This is a genomic window from Dactylosporangium sp. CA-139066 (assembly GCF_050936175.1).
GTDB lineage: Bacteria > Actinomycetota > Actinomycetes > Mycobacteriales > Micromonosporaceae > Dactylosporangium.
Genome location: NZ_JBNJNH010000001.1, coordinates 5,918,553 through 5,938,781 on the forward strand (window position 1 = coordinate 5,918,553; position 20,229 = coordinate 5,938,781).

20 protein-coding genes are annotated in these 20,229 nt (G+C 73.5%); 8 read left to right on the top strand and 12 right to left on the bottom strand.

Going from position 1 to position 20,229, the window contains the following annotated elements; genetic code table 11:
* Nucleotides 1–97: 97 nt before the first annotated feature.
* From ACQEVU_RS27160 to ACQEVU_RS27180, 5 genes are all read right to left on the bottom strand, one after another.
* Complete coding sequence (locus tag ACQEVU_RS27160) at nt 98–316, bottom strand: hypothetical protein (RefSeq protein ID WP_433328280.1); 219 nt, start codon at nt 314–316, stop codon at nt 98–100.
* Between the two features lie 67 nt (nt 317–383).
* Nucleotides 384–1,547 carry a PQQ-binding-like beta-propeller repeat protein gene (locus ACQEVU_RS27165; RefSeq protein ID WP_433328282.1) on the bottom strand — a complete coding sequence of 388 codons (1,164 nt, stop codon included), beginning with the start codon at nt 1,545–1,547 and terminating at the stop codon, nt 384–386.
* Entirely contained in the window at nt 1,544–2,788 is a 1,245-nt protein-coding gene (locus ACQEVU_RS27170; protein ID WP_433328284.1) for a PQQ-binding-like beta-propeller repeat protein, read from the bottom strand. Before ACQEVU_RS27170 ends, ACQEVU_RS27165 begins: the two co-directional genes overlap by 4 nt.
* Before the next feature lie 14 nt (nt 2,789–2,802).
* Nucleotides 2,803–6,753 (bottom strand): molybdopterin-dependent oxidoreductase, encoded by a 3,951-nt coding sequence (locus tag ACQEVU_RS27175; RefSeq protein WP_433335104.1) that lies wholly within the window; start codon nt 6,751–6,753, stop codon nt 2,803–2,805.
* A gap of 38 nt (nt 6,754–6,791) precedes the next feature.
* Nucleotides 6,792–7,193 carry a MerR family transcriptional regulator gene (locus ACQEVU_RS27180; protein ID WP_433328286.1) on the bottom strand — a complete coding sequence of 134 codons (402 nt, stop codon included), beginning with the start codon at nt 7,191–7,193 and terminating at the stop codon, nt 6,792–6,794.
* A 208-nt stretch (nt 7,194–7,401) separates the two neighbouring features.
* Between ACQEVU_RS27180 and ACQEVU_RS27185 the strand changes: the two genes are divergently transcribed.
* The 4 genes from ACQEVU_RS27185 (at nt 7,402) to ACQEVU_RS27200 (ending at nt 11,313) form a co-directional block, all read left to right on the top strand.
* Nucleotides 7,402–8,610 carry an anion permease gene (locus ACQEVU_RS27185; protein ID WP_433328287.1) on the top strand — a complete coding sequence of 403 codons (1,209 nt, stop codon included), beginning with the start codon at nt 7,402–7,404 and terminating at the stop codon, nt 8,608–8,610.
* Nucleotides 8,610–8,927, top strand: a complete 318-nt coding sequence (locus tag ACQEVU_RS27190; RefSeq protein ID WP_433328288.1) for a hypothetical protein — start codon at nt 8,610–8,612, stop codon at nt 8,925–8,927. Before ACQEVU_RS27185 ends, ACQEVU_RS27190 begins: the two co-directional genes overlap by 1 nt.
* Nucleotides 8,928–8,937: 10 nt before the next feature.
* Complete coding sequence (locus ACQEVU_RS27195) at nt 8,938–9,255, top strand: DUF3349 domain-containing protein (protein ID WP_433328290.1); 318 nt, start codon at nt 8,938–8,940, stop codon at nt 9,253–9,255.
* A gap of 153 nt (nt 9,256–9,408) precedes the next feature.
* Nucleotides 9,409–11,313 carry a DUF4118 domain-containing protein gene (locus ACQEVU_RS27200; RefSeq protein WP_433335106.1) on the top strand — a complete coding sequence of 635 codons (1,905 nt, stop codon included), beginning with the start codon at nt 9,409–9,411 and terminating at the stop codon, nt 11,311–11,313.
* Nucleotides 11,314–11,359: 46 nt separating this feature from the next.
* On the opposite strand, the gene ACQEVU_RS27205 is transcribed toward ACQEVU_RS27200, so the two are convergent.
* The 4 genes from ACQEVU_RS27205 to ACQEVU_RS27220 form a co-directional block, all read right to left on the bottom strand.
* Nucleotides 11,360–12,064 carry a DUF899 domain-containing protein gene (locus ACQEVU_RS27205; protein ID WP_433328292.1) on the bottom strand — a complete coding sequence of 235 codons (705 nt, stop codon included), beginning with the start codon at nt 12,062–12,064 and terminating at the stop codon, nt 11,360–11,362.
* A gap of 431 nt (nt 12,065–12,495) precedes the next feature.
* Nucleotides 12,496–12,756 carry an acyl-CoA-binding protein gene (locus ACQEVU_RS27210; protein WP_433328294.1) on the bottom strand — a complete coding sequence of 87 codons (261 nt, stop codon included), beginning with the start codon at nt 12,754–12,756 and terminating at the stop codon, nt 12,496–12,498.
* 68 nt (nt 12,757–12,824) lie between these two features.
* Nucleotides 12,825–13,382, bottom strand: a complete 558-nt coding sequence (locus ACQEVU_RS27215; RefSeq protein WP_433328296.1) for a YdeI/OmpD-associated family protein — start codon at nt 13,380–13,382, stop codon at nt 12,825–12,827.
* Nucleotides 13,379–13,774 (bottom strand): VOC family protein, encoded by a 396-nt coding sequence (locus ACQEVU_RS27220; protein ID WP_433328298.1) that lies wholly within the window; start codon nt 13,772–13,774, stop codon nt 13,379–13,381. Before ACQEVU_RS27220 ends, ACQEVU_RS27215 begins: the two co-directional genes overlap by 4 nt.
* Nucleotides 13,775–13,825: 51 nt before the next feature.
* Between ACQEVU_RS27220 and ACQEVU_RS27225 the strand changes: the two genes are divergently transcribed.
* The gene (locus ACQEVU_RS27225) at nt 13,826–14,812 is read left to right on the top strand and encodes a helix-turn-helix transcriptional regulator (protein WP_433328300.1); all 987 of its coding nucleotides are present in this window, start codon (nt 13,826–13,828) and stop codon (nt 14,810–14,812) included.
* A gap of 49 nt (nt 14,813–14,861) precedes the next feature.
* A complete protein-coding gene (locus ACQEVU_RS27230) occupies nt 14,862–16,787 on the top strand; it encodes a transketolase (RefSeq protein ID WP_433328302.1) in 1,926 nt (641 codons plus the stop codon).
* A gap of 21 nt (nt 16,788–16,808) precedes the next feature.
* On the opposite strand, the gene ACQEVU_RS27235 is transcribed toward ACQEVU_RS27230, so the two are convergent.
* Nucleotides 16,809–17,387: an MBL fold metallo-hydrolase gene (locus ACQEVU_RS27235; protein WP_433328304.1), complete on the bottom strand. Its 579-nt coding sequence runs from the start codon at nt 17,385–17,387 to the stop codon at nt 16,809–16,811.
* Nucleotides 17,388–17,425: 38 nt separating this feature from the next.
* Between ACQEVU_RS27235 and ACQEVU_RS27240 the strand changes: the two genes are divergently transcribed.
* The gene (locus ACQEVU_RS27240; protein ID WP_433328306.1) at nt 17,426–18,331 is read left to right on the top strand and encodes an oxygenase MpaB family protein; all 906 of its coding nucleotides are present in this window, start codon (nt 17,426–17,428) and stop codon (nt 18,329–18,331) included.
* On the opposite strand, the gene ACQEVU_RS27245 is transcribed toward ACQEVU_RS27240, so the two are convergent.
* Complete coding sequence (locus tag ACQEVU_RS27245) at nt 18,261–18,731, bottom strand: MarR family winged helix-turn-helix transcriptional regulator (RefSeq protein WP_433328308.1); 471 nt, start codon at nt 18,729–18,731, stop codon at nt 18,261–18,263. The genes ACQEVU_RS27240 and ACQEVU_RS27245 overlap by 71 nt on opposite strands.
* Nucleotides 18,732–18,808: 77 nt before the next feature.
* Here ACQEVU_RS27245 and ACQEVU_RS27250 point away from each other — a divergent pair, with 77 nt between their 5' ends.
* Complete coding sequence (locus tag ACQEVU_RS27250) at nt 18,809–19,693, top strand: NmrA/HSCARG family protein (RefSeq protein WP_433328310.1); 885 nt, start codon at nt 18,809–18,811, stop codon at nt 19,691–19,693.
* On the opposite strand, the gene ACQEVU_RS27255 is transcribed toward ACQEVU_RS27250, so the two are convergent.
* Nucleotides 19,666–20,205, bottom strand: coding sequence for a GNAT family N-acetyltransferase (locus ACQEVU_RS27255; RefSeq protein WP_433328312.1), 540 nt, complete (start codon nt 20,203–20,205; stop codon nt 19,666–19,668). The genes ACQEVU_RS27250 and ACQEVU_RS27255 overlap by 28 nt on opposite strands.
* Between the last annotated feature and the right edge of the window lie 24 nt (nt 20,206–20,229).

Genomic DNA, 20,229 nt, shown 5'->3' on the forward strand with positions numbered 1-20,229 from the left:
CGCCTCGTCGAGGTCCTCATCACCGCCACCCACCGCCGCTCGTGATGGCGAGCGTCAGCGTCCACAGCGCCCGGTAGTCGTAGTGCGCGGACGCGCGCTAGTAGAGCTCGTCGGGCACCGGCCGGCCGAACGGCGCCGGGGTGAGGATCGCCTCCACGAACTCCAGCGCGACGCGTTCGGCCTCGGTGAGGTGCCGATCCGGCGTTCCGCCGGTGCGGCGGCGGCGGATCCGGCCGGCGTGGCGCCGCACCAGCTCGATCGTGCGCCGCGGTACCGAGCCCTCGGCAGCGATGAGGCCGTCCTGAGATGTCGTCACGACCAACAAGATGTCCCCGCGGGGCGAAGTGTGACACGGCCGGCGGGTGACGCGCGCCACCCGGGCGCTACAGCGGCCAGACCGAGACGTGGTCGAGGCGGCAGGCCAGGAACTGCGCGGTGGCCAGGCACTGCGGGTTGGCGTACCAGTGCTCGCTCGCCCGGCCCAGGACCTTGATCCTCGACGTCTGCGGGTCGAGCCGGGCGACGAGTGCGCCGCCGGCGATCAGCACCGGCCGGTCGGCGGGGTGGCCGACCACTCCCCAGCCGCCGGGCAGGCGCACGGTCCGGCGGGTCGCGGTGTCCAGCACGATTCCGTCGCCGGCCGTCATCGTCCACAGCCGGCTCCCGGTGTCGGGGTCGAGGACCTCGGTCTGGTCCGGCGTGCCGCTGCACAGCACCCGCCCGCACCACCACAGGGCCACCCCGCCGGGCTCGTCGGTGCGATGCCACAGCCGGCGGCCGGTAATCAGGTCGTACATGCTGGTCTCGAGAAACGTGCCGAGGCCCGCGCGGTAGGCCAGGAGCCGGTCGCCGGACAGGTCGAAGCCGTTGACCTGGTCGAGGTCGTGGACCGCGGCCGTCCGCACGACCTGGCCCGAATCGGTGCTGCGGATGCGCAGGGTGCCGTCGGGGTCCAGGTCCGCGACCTCGAGCCGGTCCGGGCCGGCGTACACCAGCGTCCGGTAGCCGGCAGGCGCGCCGAGCGACCAGCGCACGGCGCCGGTGCGCAGGTCGAAGCCGGACAGGCGCGAGTCGGAGTACAGCGGCGGCACCGGGTCGGGGCGGGCGACGACGACGCCGGTCGCGCCGGTGGCGCCGTAGAGCGACGGCACGTACCCGTCGACGCGCCACACCTGCGTGCCCGTGGCGGCGTCGAGGCCGACCAGCGCGGCCGTGCCGGTCTGCGGCTCCTTGACCGCCAGGACCACGCGGCCGCCGGACGCGGCGAGCAGCTGCGCGGTGGGCTCGACGGGGACGCTCCAGCGGCGGGCGCCGTGCGGCAGGCGGTACGCGGTGAGGGCCGTGGTCGTCCGCACGTACAGGTCCCGGCCGTCGATGCTCATGTCGTGGGCCGTGTCGCCGCCGATCACGACCGCGGGCGCCGGCGGCGTGGGCGGGCCGTCCGCGGGGAGCACCAGCGCGATGAGCAGCCCCGGCAGCCACCAGCGCCGGCGCCGGTGCGGGGGCGGCGCGGGCGCGTCCGGGGCGGGGAGGTCGAGGTCGATCACCGCAGCGGCCAGACCGAGACCCGCTCGAGGCGGCAGGCCAGCAACGTCGCCGTGGCGAGGCACTTCGGCGGGGCCGGCCAGCGCTCCCCGCGGCCGAGCACGGTTACCGCGCCCGTCGCGAGGTCGAGGCGGGCGACCAGCGAGCCGCCCGGGTTGCGGCCGGTCACCAGCGCGGCGTGGCCCGGCAGCGCCGCGACGACGTCCCACGCGCCGAAGCGGCGCACGACCCGGCCCGTCGCCGCGTCCAGCACGATGGCGCCGAGCGAGGGGTCGGCGGTGTCCGGGGTCGGCGCGGTCGCCCACATGTGGCCCGCGTCGAACGGGCCGAGGTCCGTCCAGCCCGTCAGGCGCCACCGCTCGTCGCCGGTGTCGGGGTCCACCACCGTGGTCCGTCCCACGGTGCCGGTGCACAGCAGGGTCCCGCACCACCACAGGCCGCCGCGCGCCGCCATGTCGGTGCGCTGCCACAGGCGGCGGCCCGTCGTCAGGTCGAACACGGAGCTGTCCAGCAGCGTGGTGCGTTCGAAGTGGTAGACGAGCAGCCGGTCGCCGGAGATGTCGAAGCCGTCGACCGCGCCGAGGCCGGGCAGCGCGACCGTGCGCACGACCGCGGCCGAGCCGGCGTCGCGGACGACCAGCGTGCCACCGGGGTCGAGGTCGGCGATCTCGATGCCGCCGTCGCGAGCGAGCAGCAGGAGGCGGATCGCCGGCGTGGCGAGCTCCCAGCGCACCGCGCCCGTGCGGACGTCGAGGCCGAGCATGCGCCCGTCGATCGTGCCGTCCCGGCGGGCGATCACGACGCCCGGGGGGCCCTCGCCGGCGGCGAGCGACGGCACGTACCCGTCGCGCCGCCAGGCCTCGGCTCCGGTGGCGGCGTCGAGGCCGACGATCGCGGCCGTGCCGGTCGCCGCCTCCTCGACGTACAGCACGACCCGGCCGTGCGACGCGGCCAGCAGCTGCGCGCCGGGCTCGACCGGGACGATCCAGCGGCGTTCGCCGCCCGGCATCCGGTACGCCGCCACGGCGGCGCTCATCAGCAGGTAGAGCGCGCCGGCGTCGGCGCGCATGGCGCTGATCCCGTCGCCGTCCAGCACCGCGGCCGGGGCCGGCGGCAGGGCCGGGCCGTCGCTGGGCAGCAGCAGCACGACGAGCAATCCCAGCGGCCACCAGCGGCGCAGCCGTGGCACCGATGCGCGCCGGGGCGCCGATGCGGCCGGACCGCGGAGGTCGAGGTCGATCACCGCACAAGTCTGGCCTAATAGACGTCGCGCAGGTACCGCTTCTCGGCCGAGAGCTGCTTCACGTAGGCGGCCGCGGCGCCCTCGTCGAGGTGGCCGTGGGCGGCGACGATCTCGCGCAGGGCCACCTCGACGTCCTTGGCCATGCGGGTGGCGTCGCCGCAGACGTAGAAGTACGCGCCGTCCTGCAGCCACGACCACAGCTGGGCGCCGTGCTCGCGCATGCGGTCCTGGACGTACACCTTGGCCCGCTGGTCGCGGGAGAATGCGAGGTCCAGGCGGGTCAGCGTGCCCTGCCGCTGCAGCTGCGCGAGCTCCTCGGCGTAGTAGAAGTCGGTGGCGCGGCGCTGCTCGCCGAAGAACAGCCAGTTGGGGCCGCGGGCACCCCGGGCGTGGCGCTCCTGCAGGAACGCGACGAACGGGGCCACGCCGGTGCCCGGGCCGACCATGATCATGGGGACGGTGTCGTCGGCGGGCGGGCGGAAGTTCGGGGAGCGCTGCAGGAACACGGAGACCGGGGCGTCGGGCTCGGCGTCGGCGAGGAACGTCGAGCAGACGCCCTTGCGCACCTTGCCGCCGCCGTTGTCGAAGCGCACGACCGACACCGTCAGCGACACCTGGGTGGGTGCCAGCAGGGGCGAGGACGAGATGGAGTACTGCCGCGGCTGGAGGCGCTTGAGGACCGTCACCCACTCATCCGCGCCCGCCTTCACGGTGTGCTCCGCGATGACGTCCACGGCCTGCCGGCCCCAGGCGTACTTCGCCAGCTCCCCCTGGTTGTCCGGGCGCAGCAGCGCGCGCAGCGGCGAGTCGGGGCCGCGGTCGGCGACGAAGCGCATCAGCTCGGGGGTGATGCGGGTGATGTCGAGGCGGCGCAGCAGGGCCTCGCGCAGCTCGACCTCGCCGCCGACGTCCACTGTGGACACCGGGTCGAGGCCGGTCACCGCGAGCCACTCCTCCACCAGGTCCGGGCAGTTCACCGGCCACACGCCGAGCGCGTCGCCGGCCGCGTAGCCGAAGTCCTCGGCCACGTCGAAGGTGAACTGGCGGACCTCCTTCGCCGAGCCGGGCAGGCTCAGCCGCCGGTTGCCGCGCAGCGTGCCGGTGACCGTCGCGCCCCGGCCGGCGCGGGACTTCGCGGGGGCGGCGGCCGGGGCGCGCAGGGCGGCGAGGACCGCGTCGAGCCAGCCGTGCGCGGCGTCGGTGAAGTCGGGCTCGCAGTCCACCCGCGGGGCCAGGCGCACGCCGCCGAGCTCGGTGAGGCGGGCGTCGAGGCGGCGGCCGTGGCCGCAGAAGTCCGCGTAGCTGGAGTCGCCGAAGGCGAGGACGGCGTAGCGGCGCCCGTCGAGGCGCGGCGCGTCGCCCTGCAGCGATTCCCAGAAGGCGGTGCCGTTGTCGGGTGCGTCGCCGTCGCCGAACGTGCTGGTGATGACGAGCAGGTCGTTGCCGCCGCGCAGCAGCTCGCCGGCGGCGGCCGTCATGGCCCGCACGTTCGCCCGCCAGCCCTCGTCGGACAGGCGGCGGCCGACGTGGGCGGCGAACTCCTCGGCATTGCCGGTCTGCGACGCCCACAGGATTTCGACGGTACGTCCAGTGCTCTCCCCGCCCGCCGGCGCGCCCGGCCGGTGGTAGGTGCCGGCGAGGAACCCGTCGACCCAGGCGGCCCGCCCCGGCTCGAACGGCGCGCCCTCCGGCAGCCGCGGCACGAACCCCGGCGCCGGCGGGCTGGCGGCCAGTGCGCTGAGGAACCCGGCGAGGTAGGAGCGCTCGGCCTCGGTGAACGCCGGCGGCGCGAGCGGCAGCCCCAGCGGGTCCGACGCGGCCGGGGCCGGCGGTCCGGCGGCGGCGGCGACGCGGGTCAGGCTGACCGCGCAGACCTTGAGCTCGGGCTGGAACGAGATCGGGTCGACGGCGTCGGAGGTGACCGCGTTGACGCTGCGGTACTCGCCGAACAGGTCGTTCCAGTGGAACGGGGCGAAGCAGTGGCCCGGCTGCACCCGGTCGGTGACGGTGGCCGGCAGCACGGCCCGGCCGCGGCGGGAGGCGACCTCCACCTCGTCGCCCGGGGCCACGCCGAGGCGCTGTGCGTCGGCCGGGTTCAGCTCGACGAACGGGCCCGGGTTGAGCTTGTTGAGCTTGCCGACCTTGCCGGTCTTCGTCAGCGTGTGCCACTGGTGCTGGACGCGGCCGGTGTTGAGCACGAACGGGTAGTCGTCGTCGGGCAGCTCGGCCGGGTCGAGGTGCGGGCGGGGGAAGAACACGGCGCGGCCGCTGGCGGTGGCGAAGGTCAGGCGCGGGCCGGGGGCCTCGGTGCGGTACCGGATGGGATTGCGGCGTTGGGCCCCGGGCGGGGCGGGCCACTGCACGGGTCCCTCCCGGAGCCGGTCGTAGCTGACGCCCCGCAGGTCGTAGCCGGTCTGCGGATTGTGGAAGCCGCGGATCTCGGCGAAGACGTCCTCGGCGCTGTCGTAGCGGAACGCGTCGCCGTAGCCCATGGCGGCCGCGACCCGGGCGATGAGCTCCCAGTCGGCGAGCGCCTCGCCGGGCGGGTCGGCGGCGGCCGGGACGAGCGTCAGGTTGCGCTCCGAGTTGATCATGACGCCGTCGACCTCGGACCACATGGCGGCCGGCAGGATGACGTCGGCGTAGGCGTTGGTCTCGGTCTCGGCGTACGCGTCCTGGGTGATCACGAGCTCGGCGCGCTCGAGGCCCTGGATGACCGTGCGCCGGTTGCCGACGGAGGCGACCGGGTTGGTGCAGATGATCCAGCACGCCTTGATCTCGCCGGCGGCCATGCGCTCGAACAGCTCGACGGTGCCCTTGCCGACGTCGGTGCGCAGCGTGCCGGCGGGCAGCCCCCAGGCCTCCTCGACGAACACGCGGTCGGCCGCGACGAGCACGGAGCGCTGGCCGGGCAGGCCGGGGCCCATGTACCCCATCTCGCGCCCGCCCATCGCGTTGGGCTGGCCGGTCAGCGAGAACGGCCCGGAGCCCGGGCGGCAGATCGCCCCGGTGGCCAGGTGCAGGTTGACCAGGGCGTTGGTGTTCCAGGTGCCGTGGGTGCTCTGGTTGAGCCCCATGGTCCAGCAGCTCATCCACTCGCCGGCGGCGGCGATGAGCGCGGCGGCCTCGCGAAGGTCCGGAGCGGATATGCCGGTTATTTCGGACACCCGGTCCGGCGCATAGCCGGCCAGGAACGCCGGCATCGCGTCCCAGCCCTCGGTGTGCTGCGCGATGAAGTCCTCGTCGACGTGGCCGCCCTCGACGAGCAGGTGCAGCAGGCCGTTGAGCAGGGCGAGGTCGGTGCCCGGGCGGACCGGCAGGTACAGGTCGGCCTTGTCGGCGGTCGCGGTGCGGCGCGGGTCGGCGACGATGAGCTTCGCGCCCGCCTTGACCCGGTCCATCATGCGCAGGAACAGGATCGGGTGGCAGTCGGCCATGTTGGAGCCGATGACGAGGAACAGGTCGGCGTGGTCGAAGTCGTCGTACGAGCCGGGCGGCCCGTCGGCGCCGAGCGACAGCTTGTAGCCGCTGCCGGCGCTGGCCATGCACAGCCGCGAGTTCGACTCGATCTGGTTGGTGCGCACGAAGCCTTTGGCGAGCTTGTTCGCCAGGTACTGCGCCTCGAGCGTCATCTGCCCGGACACGTAGAAGGCGACCGCGTCCGGCCCGTGCTCGTCGATGATGCCCCGCAGCCGTCGCGCGGTGCCGGCGATCGCCTCGTCGACCGCCACGTCCACGGCCGGCCCGCCGCGCTCGGCCCGGACCCTCGCCGCCCCCAGGCGGCCCGGCCCGGCGAGCATCTCCGCGCTGGTCGCGCCCTTGGTGCACAGCCGCCCGGCGTTGGCCGGGTGCTCCTTGTCGCCGTGCACCTTGACCACGCGGCGGCGGCCGTCGGGGTCCGTCGCCACGTCGAGGACCATGCCGCAGCCGACCCCGCAGTAGGAACAGACCGAGCGGGTCTGCATCACGGGGCCGACGCTACAAACGATCAGTTACACGCGTGTCACACCGAGCTGTCGCCGCTTGTAACGCCGCTGTGAGGCCGCTCGGGGGCGGTGTCGCGGTACCACCGGATCTTCTCCCGGATGCGGCACTGCTCGTCGCGCAGCGCGGCGATCTTGGCCTCGATCTCGCGGTCGTGCTCCTCCAGCAGCTCGGCCCGCTCGGCGAACGTGCCGTCGCCCTCGCGGGCCAGCTCGGCGTAGCGCAGCATGCGCTGGATCGGCATGCCCGTGTCGCGCAGGCAGCGCAGGATGCCCAGCCACGCCAGGTCGTCGTCGGTGAAGACCCGCTGGCCGCCGGGGTTGCGATCGACGCCGTCGAGCAGCCCGATCCGCTCGTAGTAGCGCAGGGTGTCCAGGCTGAACCCGGTCTTCTCGACGGTCTCCCGCGGCGTGTACGACATCCACCAGTTGTACCCGCCCGGGCGCCCGGCCCGCCGCCCCGACGCAGCGACTGGTCGTTGCGGCCGAAGCGGACGGATCGCCCTCGGAGGCTCGAAATCGGGCGGCCAAGACGACCTTCAGGCCACCGGAAGGTGAACAGCGGTCGAACTTCTCACCGGCGGCGGTCCTGTACTGGAGCGATCTTCGCCGGCGCGCGAACATCCTGGTGTGACTGAGACAACCGTGGTGCTCGTCCTGGTGATCGTGACCGCCCTCGGGTTCGACTTCACCAACGGCTTCCACGACACGGCCAACGCAATGGCCACGTCCATCGCGACGAACGCGCTGCGACCCAAGGTCGCCGTGTTGCTGTCGGGCATCCTGAATCTCATCGGCGCCTTCCTCTCCGTCGAGGTCGCGCTCACGGTGACCAACGCCGTGGTGAAGATCCAGAACTCGAACGGCACGCCGAAGGCCGAGCTGCTCCAAGGCGGCGGCTTCGCCCTCCTGCTCATCGTCCTCGCCGGCCTCGTCGGCGGGATCGTGTGGAACCTGCTCACCTGGCTGCTGGGCCTGCCCTCCAGTTCGTCGCACGCACTGTTCGGCGGCCTCGTCGGCGCCACGATCGCCGGGCTGGGCTGGGCCGGGGTCAACTGGAACGGCAACGGCACGAAGCTCGACGGGCTCGTCGGCAAGGTGCTGCTGCCCGCGGTCATGTCCCCCGTCATCGCGGCGATCGTCGCCGCCGCCGGCACCTGGCTCATCTACAAGGTCGTCGTCGGCGTCGCCACCCGGTTCACCGACAACGGCTTCCGCTGGGGCCAGATCGGCTCCGCGTCGCTGGTGTCGCTGGCCCACGGCACGAACGACGCCCAGAAGACGATGGGCGTGATCACCCTCGCGCTGATCGCGACCGGCGACTGGACCGACACCAAGAACATCCCCTTCTGGGTGAAGGCCGCCTGCGCCCTGGCGATCGCGATGGGCACCTACCTCGGCGGCTGGCGGATCATCCGCACGCTCGGCAAGGGCCTCGTCGAGATCGCCCCGCCGCAGGGCATGGCCGCCGAGTCGGCCTCGGCCGCGGTCATCCTGGTCTCCAGCCACCTCGGCTTCGCCCTGTCCACGACGCACGTGGCGACGGGCTCCATCCTCGGTACCGGCCTGGGCAAGCCCGGCGCCCAGGTGCGCTGGGCGGTGGCCGGCCGCATGGTCCTCGCCTGGCTCATCACGCTGCCGGCCGCGGCCGTGGTCGGCGCCGTCATGTGGTGGATCGGCCACCTCGTCGGCGGCCTGGCCGGCGCCATCGTCGTGTTCCTGATCCTGCTCGCCCTGGCCGGCTTCATGTACTGGCGCTCCCGCCAGGACCCGGTCGACCACAACAACGTCAACGACGAGTGGGACGCCACTCCCGAGCTGGCCGAGGCGGTCCGCTGATGGTCCACAACCTGCAATTCGCCCTGCAGTCGGCGTGGCGGGTCCTGCTCGTCGGCCTGCTCCTCGGCGCCGGGCTGCCCACCCTGTTCGCGCTCGGCGTGCGCTCGCTGGCCTGGGGCGCCGGCGGCGACGCCGAGGTCCACGCCGACGGCACCGCCGGCCCGAAGGCGCAGCCGGTCGGCACCGTGCTCGGCTACGTGTGCTTCGCCGTGGTCCTGCTCGGCGTCGCGCTCGGCATCACGTTCATCGTGGCCAGCGGCTTCGGCAAGGCGTTGAGCTTCGAGCACATCTACCCGACGATCGTCGACAAGAAGTAAAGGGGGATCCGTGGGCGAGTCCCGTTCGAACTTCCTGAGCCGCACGATCGACTGGCTGCGCGCCGGCTACCCGGCGGGCGTGCCCCGCCAGGACTACGTCGCCCTGCTCGGCCTGCTGCGCCGCAAGCTGACCGAGGAGGAGGTGCGCAAGATCGCCCATGGCCTGTCCGAACAGTCCCAGCGCACCTCGGACCCCATCACCACCGAGGACATCGAAGCCATGGTCAACGACGAGGTACTGCAGGAGGCGAGCCCCGAGGACGTCGTGCGCGTCTCCGCCCGCCTCGCCGCCGGCGGCTGGCCCCTCGCCGACCCGCCGTCGGACTGAGCGCCGACCCCAATCTCGCAGGTCGCCGGGGTGCCAGCGGCACCCCGGCACCGCGCCGGCGGGTGTCCACCCTTCACCAGCACTGGCGGTGGGGCCGGGGCGAGGAACTCGAACTAGGGTTAAGTGGTGCACGTCGGTTCCCGGTCACGACTGGTGCGGCCGACACCCCCGTCCCGTAGGGTCGGGATAGCGGTCGCTGTTCTGATGATCGTGGTAGAGACGCTTCTGCTCTACCCGCTGCGATCGGTTGTCGCGCCGCTGTCCCCGGGCATGATCTACATCATCGGCGTACTCGTGGTCTCGATGGTGTGGGGCATGTGGCTGGGCATGCTCACAGCGGTGTCGAGCGCCGCTGCCTTCGCGATCTTCCATGTCCCGCCCTTCGGCCGGGTCGCCGTCTCGGATGTACGGGAGCTGGCCGAGGTGGGGGCGTTCTTCGTCGTCGCGATGGCCACGAGCGTCATCGCGAACGTGTTCCGGCTGCGGATCGTGCAGGCGACGGAGTCCGACCTCACCGCCGAGATGGCCCGGCTGCTGCTGCACGCGGACAACCTTCCCGGCGTCCTGCCGGTGGTCGCGCGGCGCATCGCGGAGACGCTCGAGCTGCCGGAGGCCGTGATCGATCGCGCCGCCGTCGCCGGCGATGACCGGCACTGGGCGTTTCCACTGCGGGCGGGGGCCACCTCGCTGGGCACCCTGCGCGTGCCCCGGGGAGTGCCGGAGCCGACCCTGCAGCGCCTGCGGCAGCGCGTCGCGCCGTCGCTCGCGTCGCTGCTGCTGGCCGGGCACGAACGCCTGGCCATGGTGGACTCGCTGCAAGCGAGCCGGAAGCAACTGCGCCGGCTGGCCGGGGAACAGGCCGCCTTGCGGCGGGTGGCGACGCTGGTGGCACGAGGCGGCCGCCCACCCGAGGTCTTCCAGGCGATCACCACGGAGCTGTACCGGCTCCTGGCAAAGGACGCCGCGCAGCAGCGGTACACGACGTGGCTGCTTCGCTACGAAGCCGACGGCATGGTCACCGTCGTGTCGACCAGCCTCTCCGGTCTCCAGCCGGAGCAGATGCACTGGTCGCCCGAGGGCCAGAACGTCCTGGCACTGGTATGGGACACGGGCCGGCCCGCCCGGATGGACAGCTTCGACGGTGCCATCGGCCCGGCGGCCGAGCTGGCACGACAGCTGGGTATCCGCTCCGCGGTCGGAGTCCCGATCGTTGTCCAGGGGCAGCTGTGGGGCGTGGCCGCCGTCGCGTCGGACCGGCCCGATCCGCTGCCGCCCGGCACGGAGAGGCGCGTGGCGAACTTCGTGGACCTCGCCGCCACCGCGATCGCCAACGCCGACAGCCGGGCCGAGCTCGTCGCATCCCGCGCCCGGCTCGTCGCCGCCGCGGACCAGGCGCGCCAGCGGATCGAGCGCGAGCTGCACGACAGCGCGTTGCAGCAGACCATCGGCATCGGGCTGCGGCTGAGCCTGGTGCAGGCCAGCCTGCTCCCCGAGCAGGAGCAGGCCAGAGCGGAGCTGTCGAACGCCGTGCGCTGCCTGAACGACGTCGTGGACAACATGCGGGAGCTCTCGCGGGGCATCCATCCGACGCTGCTCGCCGCGGGCGGGCTGCAGCCCGCGATCCGATCGCTCGCCCGCAAGTCGCCGATACCGGTCGAACTGGACACCGACGCCGGCGAGCGCCTGCCGTCAGTCGTCGAGATCGCCGCCTACCACGTCGTTTCCGAGGCGCTGACGAACACGGCCAAGCACGCCCACGCCTCCGTCGTGCACGTACAGGCGGCGACCCGGGACAACGTCCTGCGCGTGTCCGTTCGCGACGACGGGGTCGGGGGCGCCGACCCCGGTCGCGGATCCGGCATCACCGCACTGCGGGACCGGGTCGAGGCGCTGGGCGGACAGCTGACCATCACGAGCCCCGCCAACGGTGGCACCTCGCTGCAGGCCACCATCCCGGTCGCGCCCCCGGAACCCAATCCGCTCGGGCTGGGCCACGCGGTGCAGTGCGGTGACGGCGATCCGCTGCCCGCCGGACAGCGGCGAGCAACGGTCGAATGATCCACCATGGCAAACCGGGGCCGCCCGGCTTCCGAGCGGCCCGCGGTCAGGTGAAGTCCGGGACCGCCTCGTGCGCGTCCGGCACGCGGCCCTTCGGCTCCTCCCACTGCTCCTGCCGGCCGAGCGCCGTCAGGTCCAGCAGCGCGTACGCCCCGCCGAAGTCGGTGCCGCGGGCATAGGTCGAGTAGGTGTGGTACACGTCGTCACCGTCGGCGAGGAAGCAGCTGAACCCCGGCAGCTCCGGCGACGACACCACGGGGAGTGACCGGTAGTTGTACACGGGCGGCTTCACCGACTCGTCGAACGACACGTCGAAGTCGAAGTTGAAGTCGTCGCCGTAGGAGGAGTACCAGGGCAGCTGCCAGCCGCGGCGCTCCCGGTAGTCGGCGATCTTGGCGTAGGGCGCGCGGGACACCAGCGCAAAGGTGGTCCGCCGGGCGGCGAGGTGGCGCAGCAGGGCGGGCGCGATCTCGTCGATCGACGCCGAGCAGCTCGGGCACGCGTCGTCCCAGCCCGGGTCGAACATCACGTGCTGCACGATGAGCTGCGGCCGGCCCTCGAACAGCTCGCCCAGCGTGACCTCGCCGGAGGCCCCCTGGAACCGGTACCGCTTGTCGATCCTCACCATCGGCAGCCGCCGCCGGTCCGCGTTGATGCGGTCCAGGCGCCGCCGCGCCTCCTTCTCCTCCTCCAGCAGCGCCCGCCGCGCGGCGAGCCACTCGTCCCGGCTGACGATCTCCGGCAGTGCCATGGCCTTCCGGCCTCCTCGTTGGTCGCGATGAAAAACTCTTCACCTGGTACGACTGACGAGGACGCGGATTTTCGACGCTCCCGGCCGCTTTTCTTGCAGTCGCCGACCGGGAGCCGGCGCACCAGGGCACCGGCTCGACACAGCCACCGGCCTGGAGCCCGCCCACCAGCCCCGGCACAGCCGCCGCCCTGGAGCCGGCGCACCAGCCCGACACAATCGCCAGCCTGGAGCCGGCCCACCGGCTCGACACAGCCGCCGCCCTGGAGCCGACGCACCAGCTCGGCACAATCGCCGGCCTGGAGCCGGCCCACCAGCCCGACACAGCCGCCGCCCTGGAGCCCACCCCAACCAGCTCGGCACAATCGCCGGCCTGGAGCCGGCCCACCAGCCCGACACCAGCCGCCGGCCTGGAGCCGGCGCACCGGCTGGACTCAGTCGCCGGCCTGGAGCTGGCGCACCAGCTCGACGTAGCGCCGCTGGGCGTCCTGCTGCGGGGTGCCGGCCAGCCCGCTCCAGGCGTCGTACTTGGCCCGCCCGACCAGGTCGAACACCCCCGGCCGCTTGCCGTTCGCGTCGCCCTGCGTCCCCTGCTTGTACAGCGCGTACAGCTGCAGCAACACTTCGTTGCCGGGCCTCTTGGCCAGCTCCTTGACCTCGACCTGCGCCCGCTCGAACTCCTCGGTGACCGACATGCCTGCCAGCGTAACCGTCACTGCGCTGCGTAACTTCGCGACGCGTCGCAGGCCACCCGCCGAACCCTTCACGCCCCGGCGTGCAGGGCCGACAGCGCGCGACGAAGCGCCGTGGACCGGGCGGCCGGGGTGCGGGCCTTGAGCAGCGGCAGGAAGAGCGAGTACTGCCCGCTGCGGCCGAGCGCCGCGAACGCCGAGGCCGCCGCCGGCTCGGCCGCGAGGGCCGCGAGCAGGTCGGGCGGGGCGGAGGCGGCGCGCTGCGGCGCGTACGCGGCGGCCCACCGCCCGTCGGCCCGGGCGGCCGCGATCTGTGCCTCGCCGGCCGGCCGCATGCGCCCGGCGGCGGCCAGTGCGCTCGCGCGGTCGACGTTGACGCGGGACCAGGGGCTGCCGGGGCGGCGGGGCGAGTACCGCTGCAGGAAGGAGCCCTCGTCGCGGGCGCGGCGGTGGCTGTCGATCCAGCCGTGACAGAGAGCGACGTCCCCGGCCTGCGCCGCGGTCAGGCCCGCGCGGCCCTTCTTGGCCACGATCAGCCACGCCTCGGTGACGCGACCGCCGTGATCTCCGAGCCACGCGTCCCACTCGTCGATGCCGGCGAACGCGAGCGGCGTCGCTGCGCCGGTCACGCCGCGGCCGCCAGCTCGGCGTAGTGCGGGTTGTACATGATGCCGAGCAGGTTGCCGAAGGGGTCGATGACCGTCGCCGTCACGAAGCCGTGGCCGCGGTGCTGCGCCGGCTCGTGCGGCGTCGCGCCCAGCTCCAGCAGGCGGGCCAGCTCGGCCTCGAGGTCGTCGACGTGCCAGTACAGGACCGCGCCGACCGGGCCGGTCGGGACGTCCGCCGGGCGGAAGCGCGCGTCGATCAGGCCCAGCTCGGCCTGGTGGTCGCCCAGGCGCCACTCGGCGTAGCCGTCGCGCAGGAAGTACGGCTCGACGCCGGTGACCTGCGTGTACCAGGCCCGGGCGGCCGCCCAGTCGGCGGCGAAGTAGTTGACGGTGGCCATGCCGCGAAGAGTCATGCCCCCAAGGTAGGAGGCATTGCGGAACATCAGGTTCCTAAAATTCGGGGAATGTTGGAGACCTCGGTCCGGCTGCTGCGACTGCTGTCCGTGCTGCAGCAGCGACGGGAATGGGGCGGCGCCGAGCTGGCGGCGCGGCTCGAGGTGACGACGCGGACCGTGCGCAACGACGTCGACCGGCTGCGCCGGCTCGGGTACCGCGTCGACGCCGTCACCGGCCCCGGCGGCGGATACCGGCTCGGGCCGGGCAGCGCGCTCCCGCCGCTGCTGCTCGACGACGACGAGGCCGTCGCGGTCGCCGTCGGGCTGCGGGCGGCCGCCGCCGGCAGCGTCGCCGGGATCGAGGACGCCTCGCTCGCCGCGCTCACCAAGCTCGAGCGCACGCTGCCGGGCCGGCTGCGGCCGCGGGTCGACGCGCTGAAGTCGGCCACCGTCTCCGCGGCCGGCGGCGGGCCGGCCGTCGACCTCGACACGCTGACCCGCATCGCCTCCGCCGCCCACGGGCACGAGCGGCTGCGGTTGCGCTACGCGGCGCACGACGGGCAGGAGACGGTCCGCGACGTCGAGCCGCAGACGCTCGTGTACACGGGCCGCCGCTGGTACCTGCTGGCCTGGGACACCGAGCGCCACGACTGGCGCACGTTCCGCGCGGATCGGATCACGCCGCTGCCGAGCGACGCGCCGGCACGCTTCGTGCCGCGGGAACCACCCGGCGGTGACGCGGTCGCGCACGTGCTGCGGGGCGTGACCCAGGCGCCGTTCCGCTACCGGGTGCGGGTGCGGTTCGCCGCGCCGGCCGCCGTGATCGCCGAGCGCAGCACGCCGACGTCCGGGCGGATCACCGACCTCGGCGCGGACGGGTGCGAACTGGCGACCGGGACCGACTCGCTGTACGACCTCGTCACCTACCTGGGAAAGTTCGAGGTGCCGTTCACCGTGCTCGAGCCGCCCGAGCTGCGCACGTTCCTGCGGGAGCTCGCCGGGCGCTACCGGGACGCGAGCGAGGAGCCGCCGTTACCCGCCACCGTGCGCGGGTAACGGCCCAGCATCAGACCTCGGTCCGAACCGCTACCGCGAAGGAAGCGTCATGACCACGACAACCACCGCGAACACCGACCTGGGCACGGTCGCCGAGCTCGCCGCCCAGCTGCGCGTCGACGCGATCCGCTCGTCCACCAGCGCCGGCTCCGGGCACCCCACCTCCAGCATGTCGGCCGCCGACCTGCTCGCGGTGCTCGTCACCCGGCACCTGCGCTACGACTGGGACAACCCGTCCGATCCGCGCAACGACCACCTGATCTACTCCAAGGGCCACGCGTCGCCGCTGATGTACGCGGTGTTCAGGGCCGTCGGGGTGGTCACCGACGAGGAGCTGATGACCGGCTACCGCCGCTTCGGCCAGCGGCTGCAGGGTCATCCCACCCCGGTGCTGCCGTGGGTGGACGTGGCCACCGGCTCCCTCGGGCAGGGTCTGCCCGACGGTGTCGGGGTCGCGCTGGCCGGCAAGTACCTCGACCGGCTGCCGTACCGGACCTGGGTGCTCTGCGGCGACAGCGAGCTCGCCGAGGGCTCGATCTGGGAGGCGTTCGACAAGGCCTCCCACTACCAGCTGTCGAACCTGATCGCGATCGTCGACGTCAACCGGCTCGGCCAGCGCGGCGAGACCGACCTCGGCTGGAACATCGGCGCGTACGCCGCCCGGGTCGCCGCGTTCGGCGCCCGGGTCCTGACCGTCGACGGCCACGACGTGGAGGCCATCGATGATGTCCTCACCGCGGCGGCGGACGGTGCCGGTCAGCCGGTCGTGATCCTGGCCAAGACGGTCAAGGGCAAGGGATTCTCCGAGGTCGAGAACCGCCCCGACTGGCACGGCAAGCCGTTCCCGGCCGACATGGCCGCCCGCGCCATCGCCGAGCTCGGCGGCGAACGCCACCTCACCGTGCGCGGCCCGCTGCCCCGGGACGGCGGCGACGGCAGCGGCACCGCGCCGGCCGCGGGCCGGGCGACCCGGCCGCACACCACCGAGCCGGTCGAGCCGCCGGCCCCGGCCACGTACGAGGTCGGTGCGAAGGTCGCCACCCGCAAGGCGTACGGCGACGCCCTGGTCGCGCTCGGCGCCCGCGACCCGCGGGTGGTCGCCCTCGACGGCGAGGTCAGCAACTCCACCTACGCCTCCGAGTTCGCCAAGGCGTACCCCGACCGGTTCTTCGAGATGTTCATCGCCGAGCAGCAGATGGTCGCCGCCGCCACCGGCCTCGCCGTGCGGGGCTACCGGCCCTACGCCTCGACCTTCGCCGCGTTCCTCACCCGCGCCTACGACTTCATCCGCATGGGCTCCATCAGCGGCGTCGCCGTGCGCCTGGTCGGCTCCCACGCCGGGGTCGAGATCGGCGCCGACGGCCCCTCCCAGATGGCCCTCGAAGACCTCGCCATGCTTCGCGCCGTGAACGGCTCCACCGTCCTGTATCCGGCCGACGCCACCAGCACCGTCGCCCTCACCGACGCCATGGCCACCACGACGGGCATCAGCTACCTGCGCACCACCCGCGGCAACTACCCTGTCCTCTACCCCGACGGCGAAACCTTCCCCGTCGGAGGCTCGAAGACCCTGCGCACGAGCGACCACGACCAGGTCACCCTCATCGGAGCCGGCGTCACCCTGCACGCCGCCCTGGCCGCCGCGGACGCCCTCGCCGAACAGGGCGTCACCGCCCGCGTCATCGACGCCTACTCGATCAAACCCATCGACGCCGCCACGCTCGCGGCGGCGGCCCGCGCCACCGGCGGCCGGATCGTCGTCGCCGAGGACCACCACCCCGAAGGCGGCCTCGGCTCCGCCGTCATCGACAGCCTCATCGCCGACGGCATCACCGGCCTGCACATCACGCACCTCGCCGTCCGCGACACGCCAGGCTCCGGCACCAGCGCCGAACTCCTCGCCTGGGCCGGCATCGACGCCGACCACATCGCCGCCGCCGCGCACGACCTGCTCACGCCGGGCGATCCCGCCTGACGGCGGCCACGGGTCAGCGCACTAGCGCGGCGTGCGGTCCGTGGGGCGGAACGCCGGGCCGTGGCCGGGGACGACGATGTCCGCGACGGCGAGGACGCGGGCGCGGCCGGCGTGCAGCGCGTCCAGGTCCGTGGCGAACGGGTCGCCCACCGAGTCCGCCGACCACCACAGGTGCGTGAAGGCGACCACGCCGGCCGGCGTGCCGACCAGGGTGGTGATGTCCTCGGGGGTGTGGCCGGGCGTACGGATGAGGCGGATGGACGGCGAGAGCTCGAAGCCCTCCGCGTCCCGGTCCGTCCACAGGTCGCCCTCGTAGATCGCCCAGTGGTCGTGGAAGCGGGCATTGGGAAACAGCGCCGCGTTCAGCGTGTGGTCGGGGTGGTGGTGGCTGAACACGACGTCGGTGACCGCCTCCGGGGCGACGCCCTGCTCGCGCAGCGGGCCGAGGATCAGCTCGCGGTCGCGGACCATGCCGGGGTCGGTGACGAGCACGACGTCGCCGTCGCGGACGAGCGCCACGGTGCTGGCGACGTGGCCGCCGACGTAGCCGGAGTGCAACACGGTGTAGGTGGCGGCGCGTTCGCGGGGCTGGTCCGTCATACCACTGTTGTACGGCATGGTTCGTACACTGCATCCCCATGCGGGGACGATTCGACAACCTTCACCGTATCAACGCCCTCGACCCGGCGCGCGACTTCGAGGAGATTCACCGGCTCACGCTGTTCCACGAGTTCCCGTGGGACATGCGGCTGGCCTTCAACCTCGCGTTCAACCGCTCGTTCGCGGTGCCGCGGGTCGCCCGGCTGCTGGTGGCGACCGGCGAGATCCTCCGCACGCCGAGAAAGCGGGCCGACGACACCGGCATCATCATGTACGAGATCCTGCTCAACGGGCTGGACAGCGCCCGCGGCCGCCTGGCGCTGCGCCGGCTCAACGACGCGCACCGGGGCTTCGACCTCGACAACGGCGACAGTGTCTACGTCCTCGCCGCGCTGGTCGTCGTCCCCATGCGGTGGCTGCAGCGGTACGGCTGGCGCTCCCCCGCCGACCACGAGCGCGAGGCCGCCGCGGCGTACTACCGCGAGGTCGGCCGCCGGATGGGCGTGCGCGACATCCCGTCGGGCTACGCCGCGTTCGCCGAGTACCTGGACGCGTACGAGCCCGAGCACCTGCGCCACACCCCCGAGGCGGAGCGGATCGAGCACGTGACCCGCGACCTGCTGCGCGGGCGCATCCCCGGCCCGCTGCGCGGCGCCGCCGACGCGCTCATCGGCGCGCTCTACGACGAGCCGTTGCGCCGCGCCTACGCGGTGCCGCGGCCGCCGCTGTGGGCCCGCGCCGGCCTGCATCTGACGCTGCGCATCCGCGCGAGAGCGCTGCGCTTCGCCCGGCCGCGGGCCGAGCCGCTGTTCGCGAACGGCATCCGGGCGAAGTCGTACCCCGACGGCTACGACCTCGCGCGGGTCGGCGCCGCTACGGGCGGGCCCGCAGCCGCGCCATCTGCACATGGCTCAGCTCGTACGCCCGCCGCAGGTGGCGCGTGATCACCTCGAGCTCCGCCTCCGTGTGCTCGTCCAGCAGCTCCGCCCACGCCTGACCGAGCTCGTCCCACACAGCCGTGACGCCGGCCAGGCGCTCCGGCACCGGCGCGACCAGCACCCGCCGGCGGTCCACCGCGTCCGGCGTCCGGGTCACGTACCCGTTGCGCTCCAGGCGGTCCACGAGCCGCGTCGCCGAGCCGGTCGTCAGGCCGGTCAGCACGGCGAGCTGCTTCACCGTGACCGGGCCGCGCTCGGCCGTCAGCAGGCTCAGCGCCTGCACGTCCGTCGGATGCAGCCCGAGATGGTCGGCCAGGGCCTGGTTGAACAGCACGTATGCGGCGTTGTACCGGCGCGAGGCGAGGGCCAGCTTCTCGTACAACCCGGCCCGGTGGGCGTCTGTCACCCGGATCACACTCCAAATCGCTGCGCGACGCAGCTAATCTACTGCGTGACGCAGCAATCTTACCGCTTGGAGAGTTCATGATCACCGTTGCCGTCGCCGGGGCCACCGGCGCCCAGGGCGGGGCCGCCGCCCGGGCGCTGCTCGCCGCCGGCCACCCCGTCCGCGCCCTCACCCGCCACCCCGGAGGCGCGGCCGCCGCCGCGCTGCGCGACCTCGGCGCCGACGTGCGCCGCGCCGACTTCGACGACCGCGCATCGCTCGGCGCCGCCCTCGACGGCGCCGGCGGGCTCTTCGCCGTCACCACGCCGTTCGGCACCGATCCGGCCGCCGAGGTACGCCAGGGCCGCGCCCTCATCGACGCCGCGGCCGCCGCCGGCGTCGGCCACGTCGTGCTCACCTCGGTCGCGCACGCCGACCGCGGCACCGGCGTCCCGCACTACGAGAGCAAGCACCTGGTCGAGCGGCACCTGCGCGGGTCCGGCGTGCCGTGGACGGTCATCGCCCCGGCCGCGTTCATGGACAACTACGCCGGCGGCTGGACCCTCGAGGGCCTGCGCGACGGCGTGTTCGCGTGGCCGATGCCGGCCGACCGGCCGCTGACGCTGATCCCTGCGGCCGACATCGGCGCGTTCGCCGCCCTCGCCCTGCGAGAGCCGGCCCGCTTCACGGGCCGGCGCATCGACATCGCCTCCGACGAGCGCACGCCCGCAGAGATGGCCGCGATCCTGGCCGAGGCGACGGGCCGCTGCATCGTGTACCGCGAAGTGCCCCTCGAGCACGTCCGCACCCGCTCGGCGGACCTGGCGGCCATGTTCGCGTACTTCGCCACGACCGGACTCGACGTCGACGTGGCCGGCCTGCGCCGCGAGTTCCCGCAGATCGCCTGGCACACGTTCGCCGACTGGGCCGCCGGGCCGGACTGGGCGGTCCTGCTTCAGCCGGCGGGCCGGTCGATGCGGTAGACGTGATGGCGGCGGTCGTCGATCGGGTTGTCGGGCTCGATCTCCCCGCTGGCCACCCGCACCAGCCCGGCCTTCTCCAGGGCGCGCCACGACCGCACGTTGTCGGCGTGCACCGGCACGATCACGCAGGGCGCGTCGGCGAAACCGGACCAGATCTCCTCCAGCGCCGAGCGGATCATCGCCGGCCCGAGCCCCCGGCCGATGCGGCTCGCGTCGCCGATCAGGTAGTCGATCGACATCGCCCGCGGCGGCACCTCGGTCAGCGGCTCCACCTCGTCGAGGTACTCCGGATAGTCCTCGAAGCACGAGCGCTGCAGCAGCCCCAGCGGCACCCCGTCGAGGGACGCGATGAGGTCCTCGTTCGGCTCCTCCCGCCGCATCGACGGCCCGAAGTCCCGCGCGACCGCCTCCGGCGAGGTCTCGTGGTTCCACCAGCGGGCCACGTGCGGCTCGGCGAGCCACTTCCCGAGCAGCGCGAAGTCGTCCTCGGTGACGTGCCGCCAGCGCATCATGCGCAGAAGGTAACCGCCCGGCCG

What these genes read in the sequence shown, in the direction of transcription:
- ACQEVU_RS27175 (WP_433335104.1), bottom strand. Translation starts at nt 6,753, where the DNA reads ATGCAGACCCGCTCGGTCTGTTCCTACTGCGGGGTCGGCTGCGGCATG.
- ACQEVU_RS27180 (WP_433328286.1), bottom strand. Translation starts at nt 7,193, where the DNA reads ATGTCGTACACGCCGCGGGAGACCGTCGAGAAGACCGGGTTCAGCCTG.
- ACQEVU_RS27190 (WP_433328288.1), top strand. Translation starts at nt 8,610, where the DNA reads ATGGTCCACAACCTGCAATTCGCCCTGCAGTCGGCGTGGCGGGTCCTG.
- ACQEVU_RS27205 (WP_433328292.1), bottom strand. Translation starts at nt 12,064, where the DNA reads ATGGCACTGCCGGAGATCGTCAGCCGGGACGAGTGGCTCGCCGCGCGG.
- ACQEVU_RS27210 (WP_433328294.1), bottom strand. Translation starts at nt 12,756, where the DNA reads ATGTCGGTCACCGAGGAGTTCGAGCGGGCGCAGGTCGAGGTCAAGGAG.
- ACQEVU_RS27220 (WP_433328298.1), bottom strand. Translation starts at nt 13,774, where the DNA reads ATGACTCTTCGCGGCATGGCCACCGTCAACTACTTCGCCGCCGACTGG.
- ACQEVU_RS27225 (WP_433328300.1), top strand. Translation starts at nt 13,826, where the DNA reads ATGTTGGAGACCTCGGTCCGGCTGCTGCGACTGCTGTCCGTGCTGCAG.
- ACQEVU_RS27230 (WP_433328302.1), top strand. Translation starts at nt 14,862, where the DNA reads ATGACCACGACAACCACCGCGAACACCGACCTGGGCACGGTCGCCGAG.
- ACQEVU_RS27235 (WP_433328304.1), bottom strand. Translation starts at nt 17,387, where the DNA reads ATGACGGACCAGCCCCGCGAACGCGCCGCCACCTACACCGTGTTGCAC.
- ACQEVU_RS27240 (WP_433328306.1), top strand. Translation starts at nt 17,426, where the DNA reads ATGCGGGGACGATTCGACAACCTTCACCGTATCAACGCCCTCGACCCG.
- ACQEVU_RS27250 (WP_433328310.1), top strand. Translation starts at nt 18,809, where the DNA reads ATGATCACCGTTGCCGTCGCCGGGGCCACCGGCGCCCAGGGCGGGGCC.
- ACQEVU_RS27255 (WP_433328312.1), bottom strand. Translation starts at nt 20,205, where the DNA reads ATGATGCGCTGGCGGCACGTCACCGAGGACGACTTCGCGCTGCTCGGG.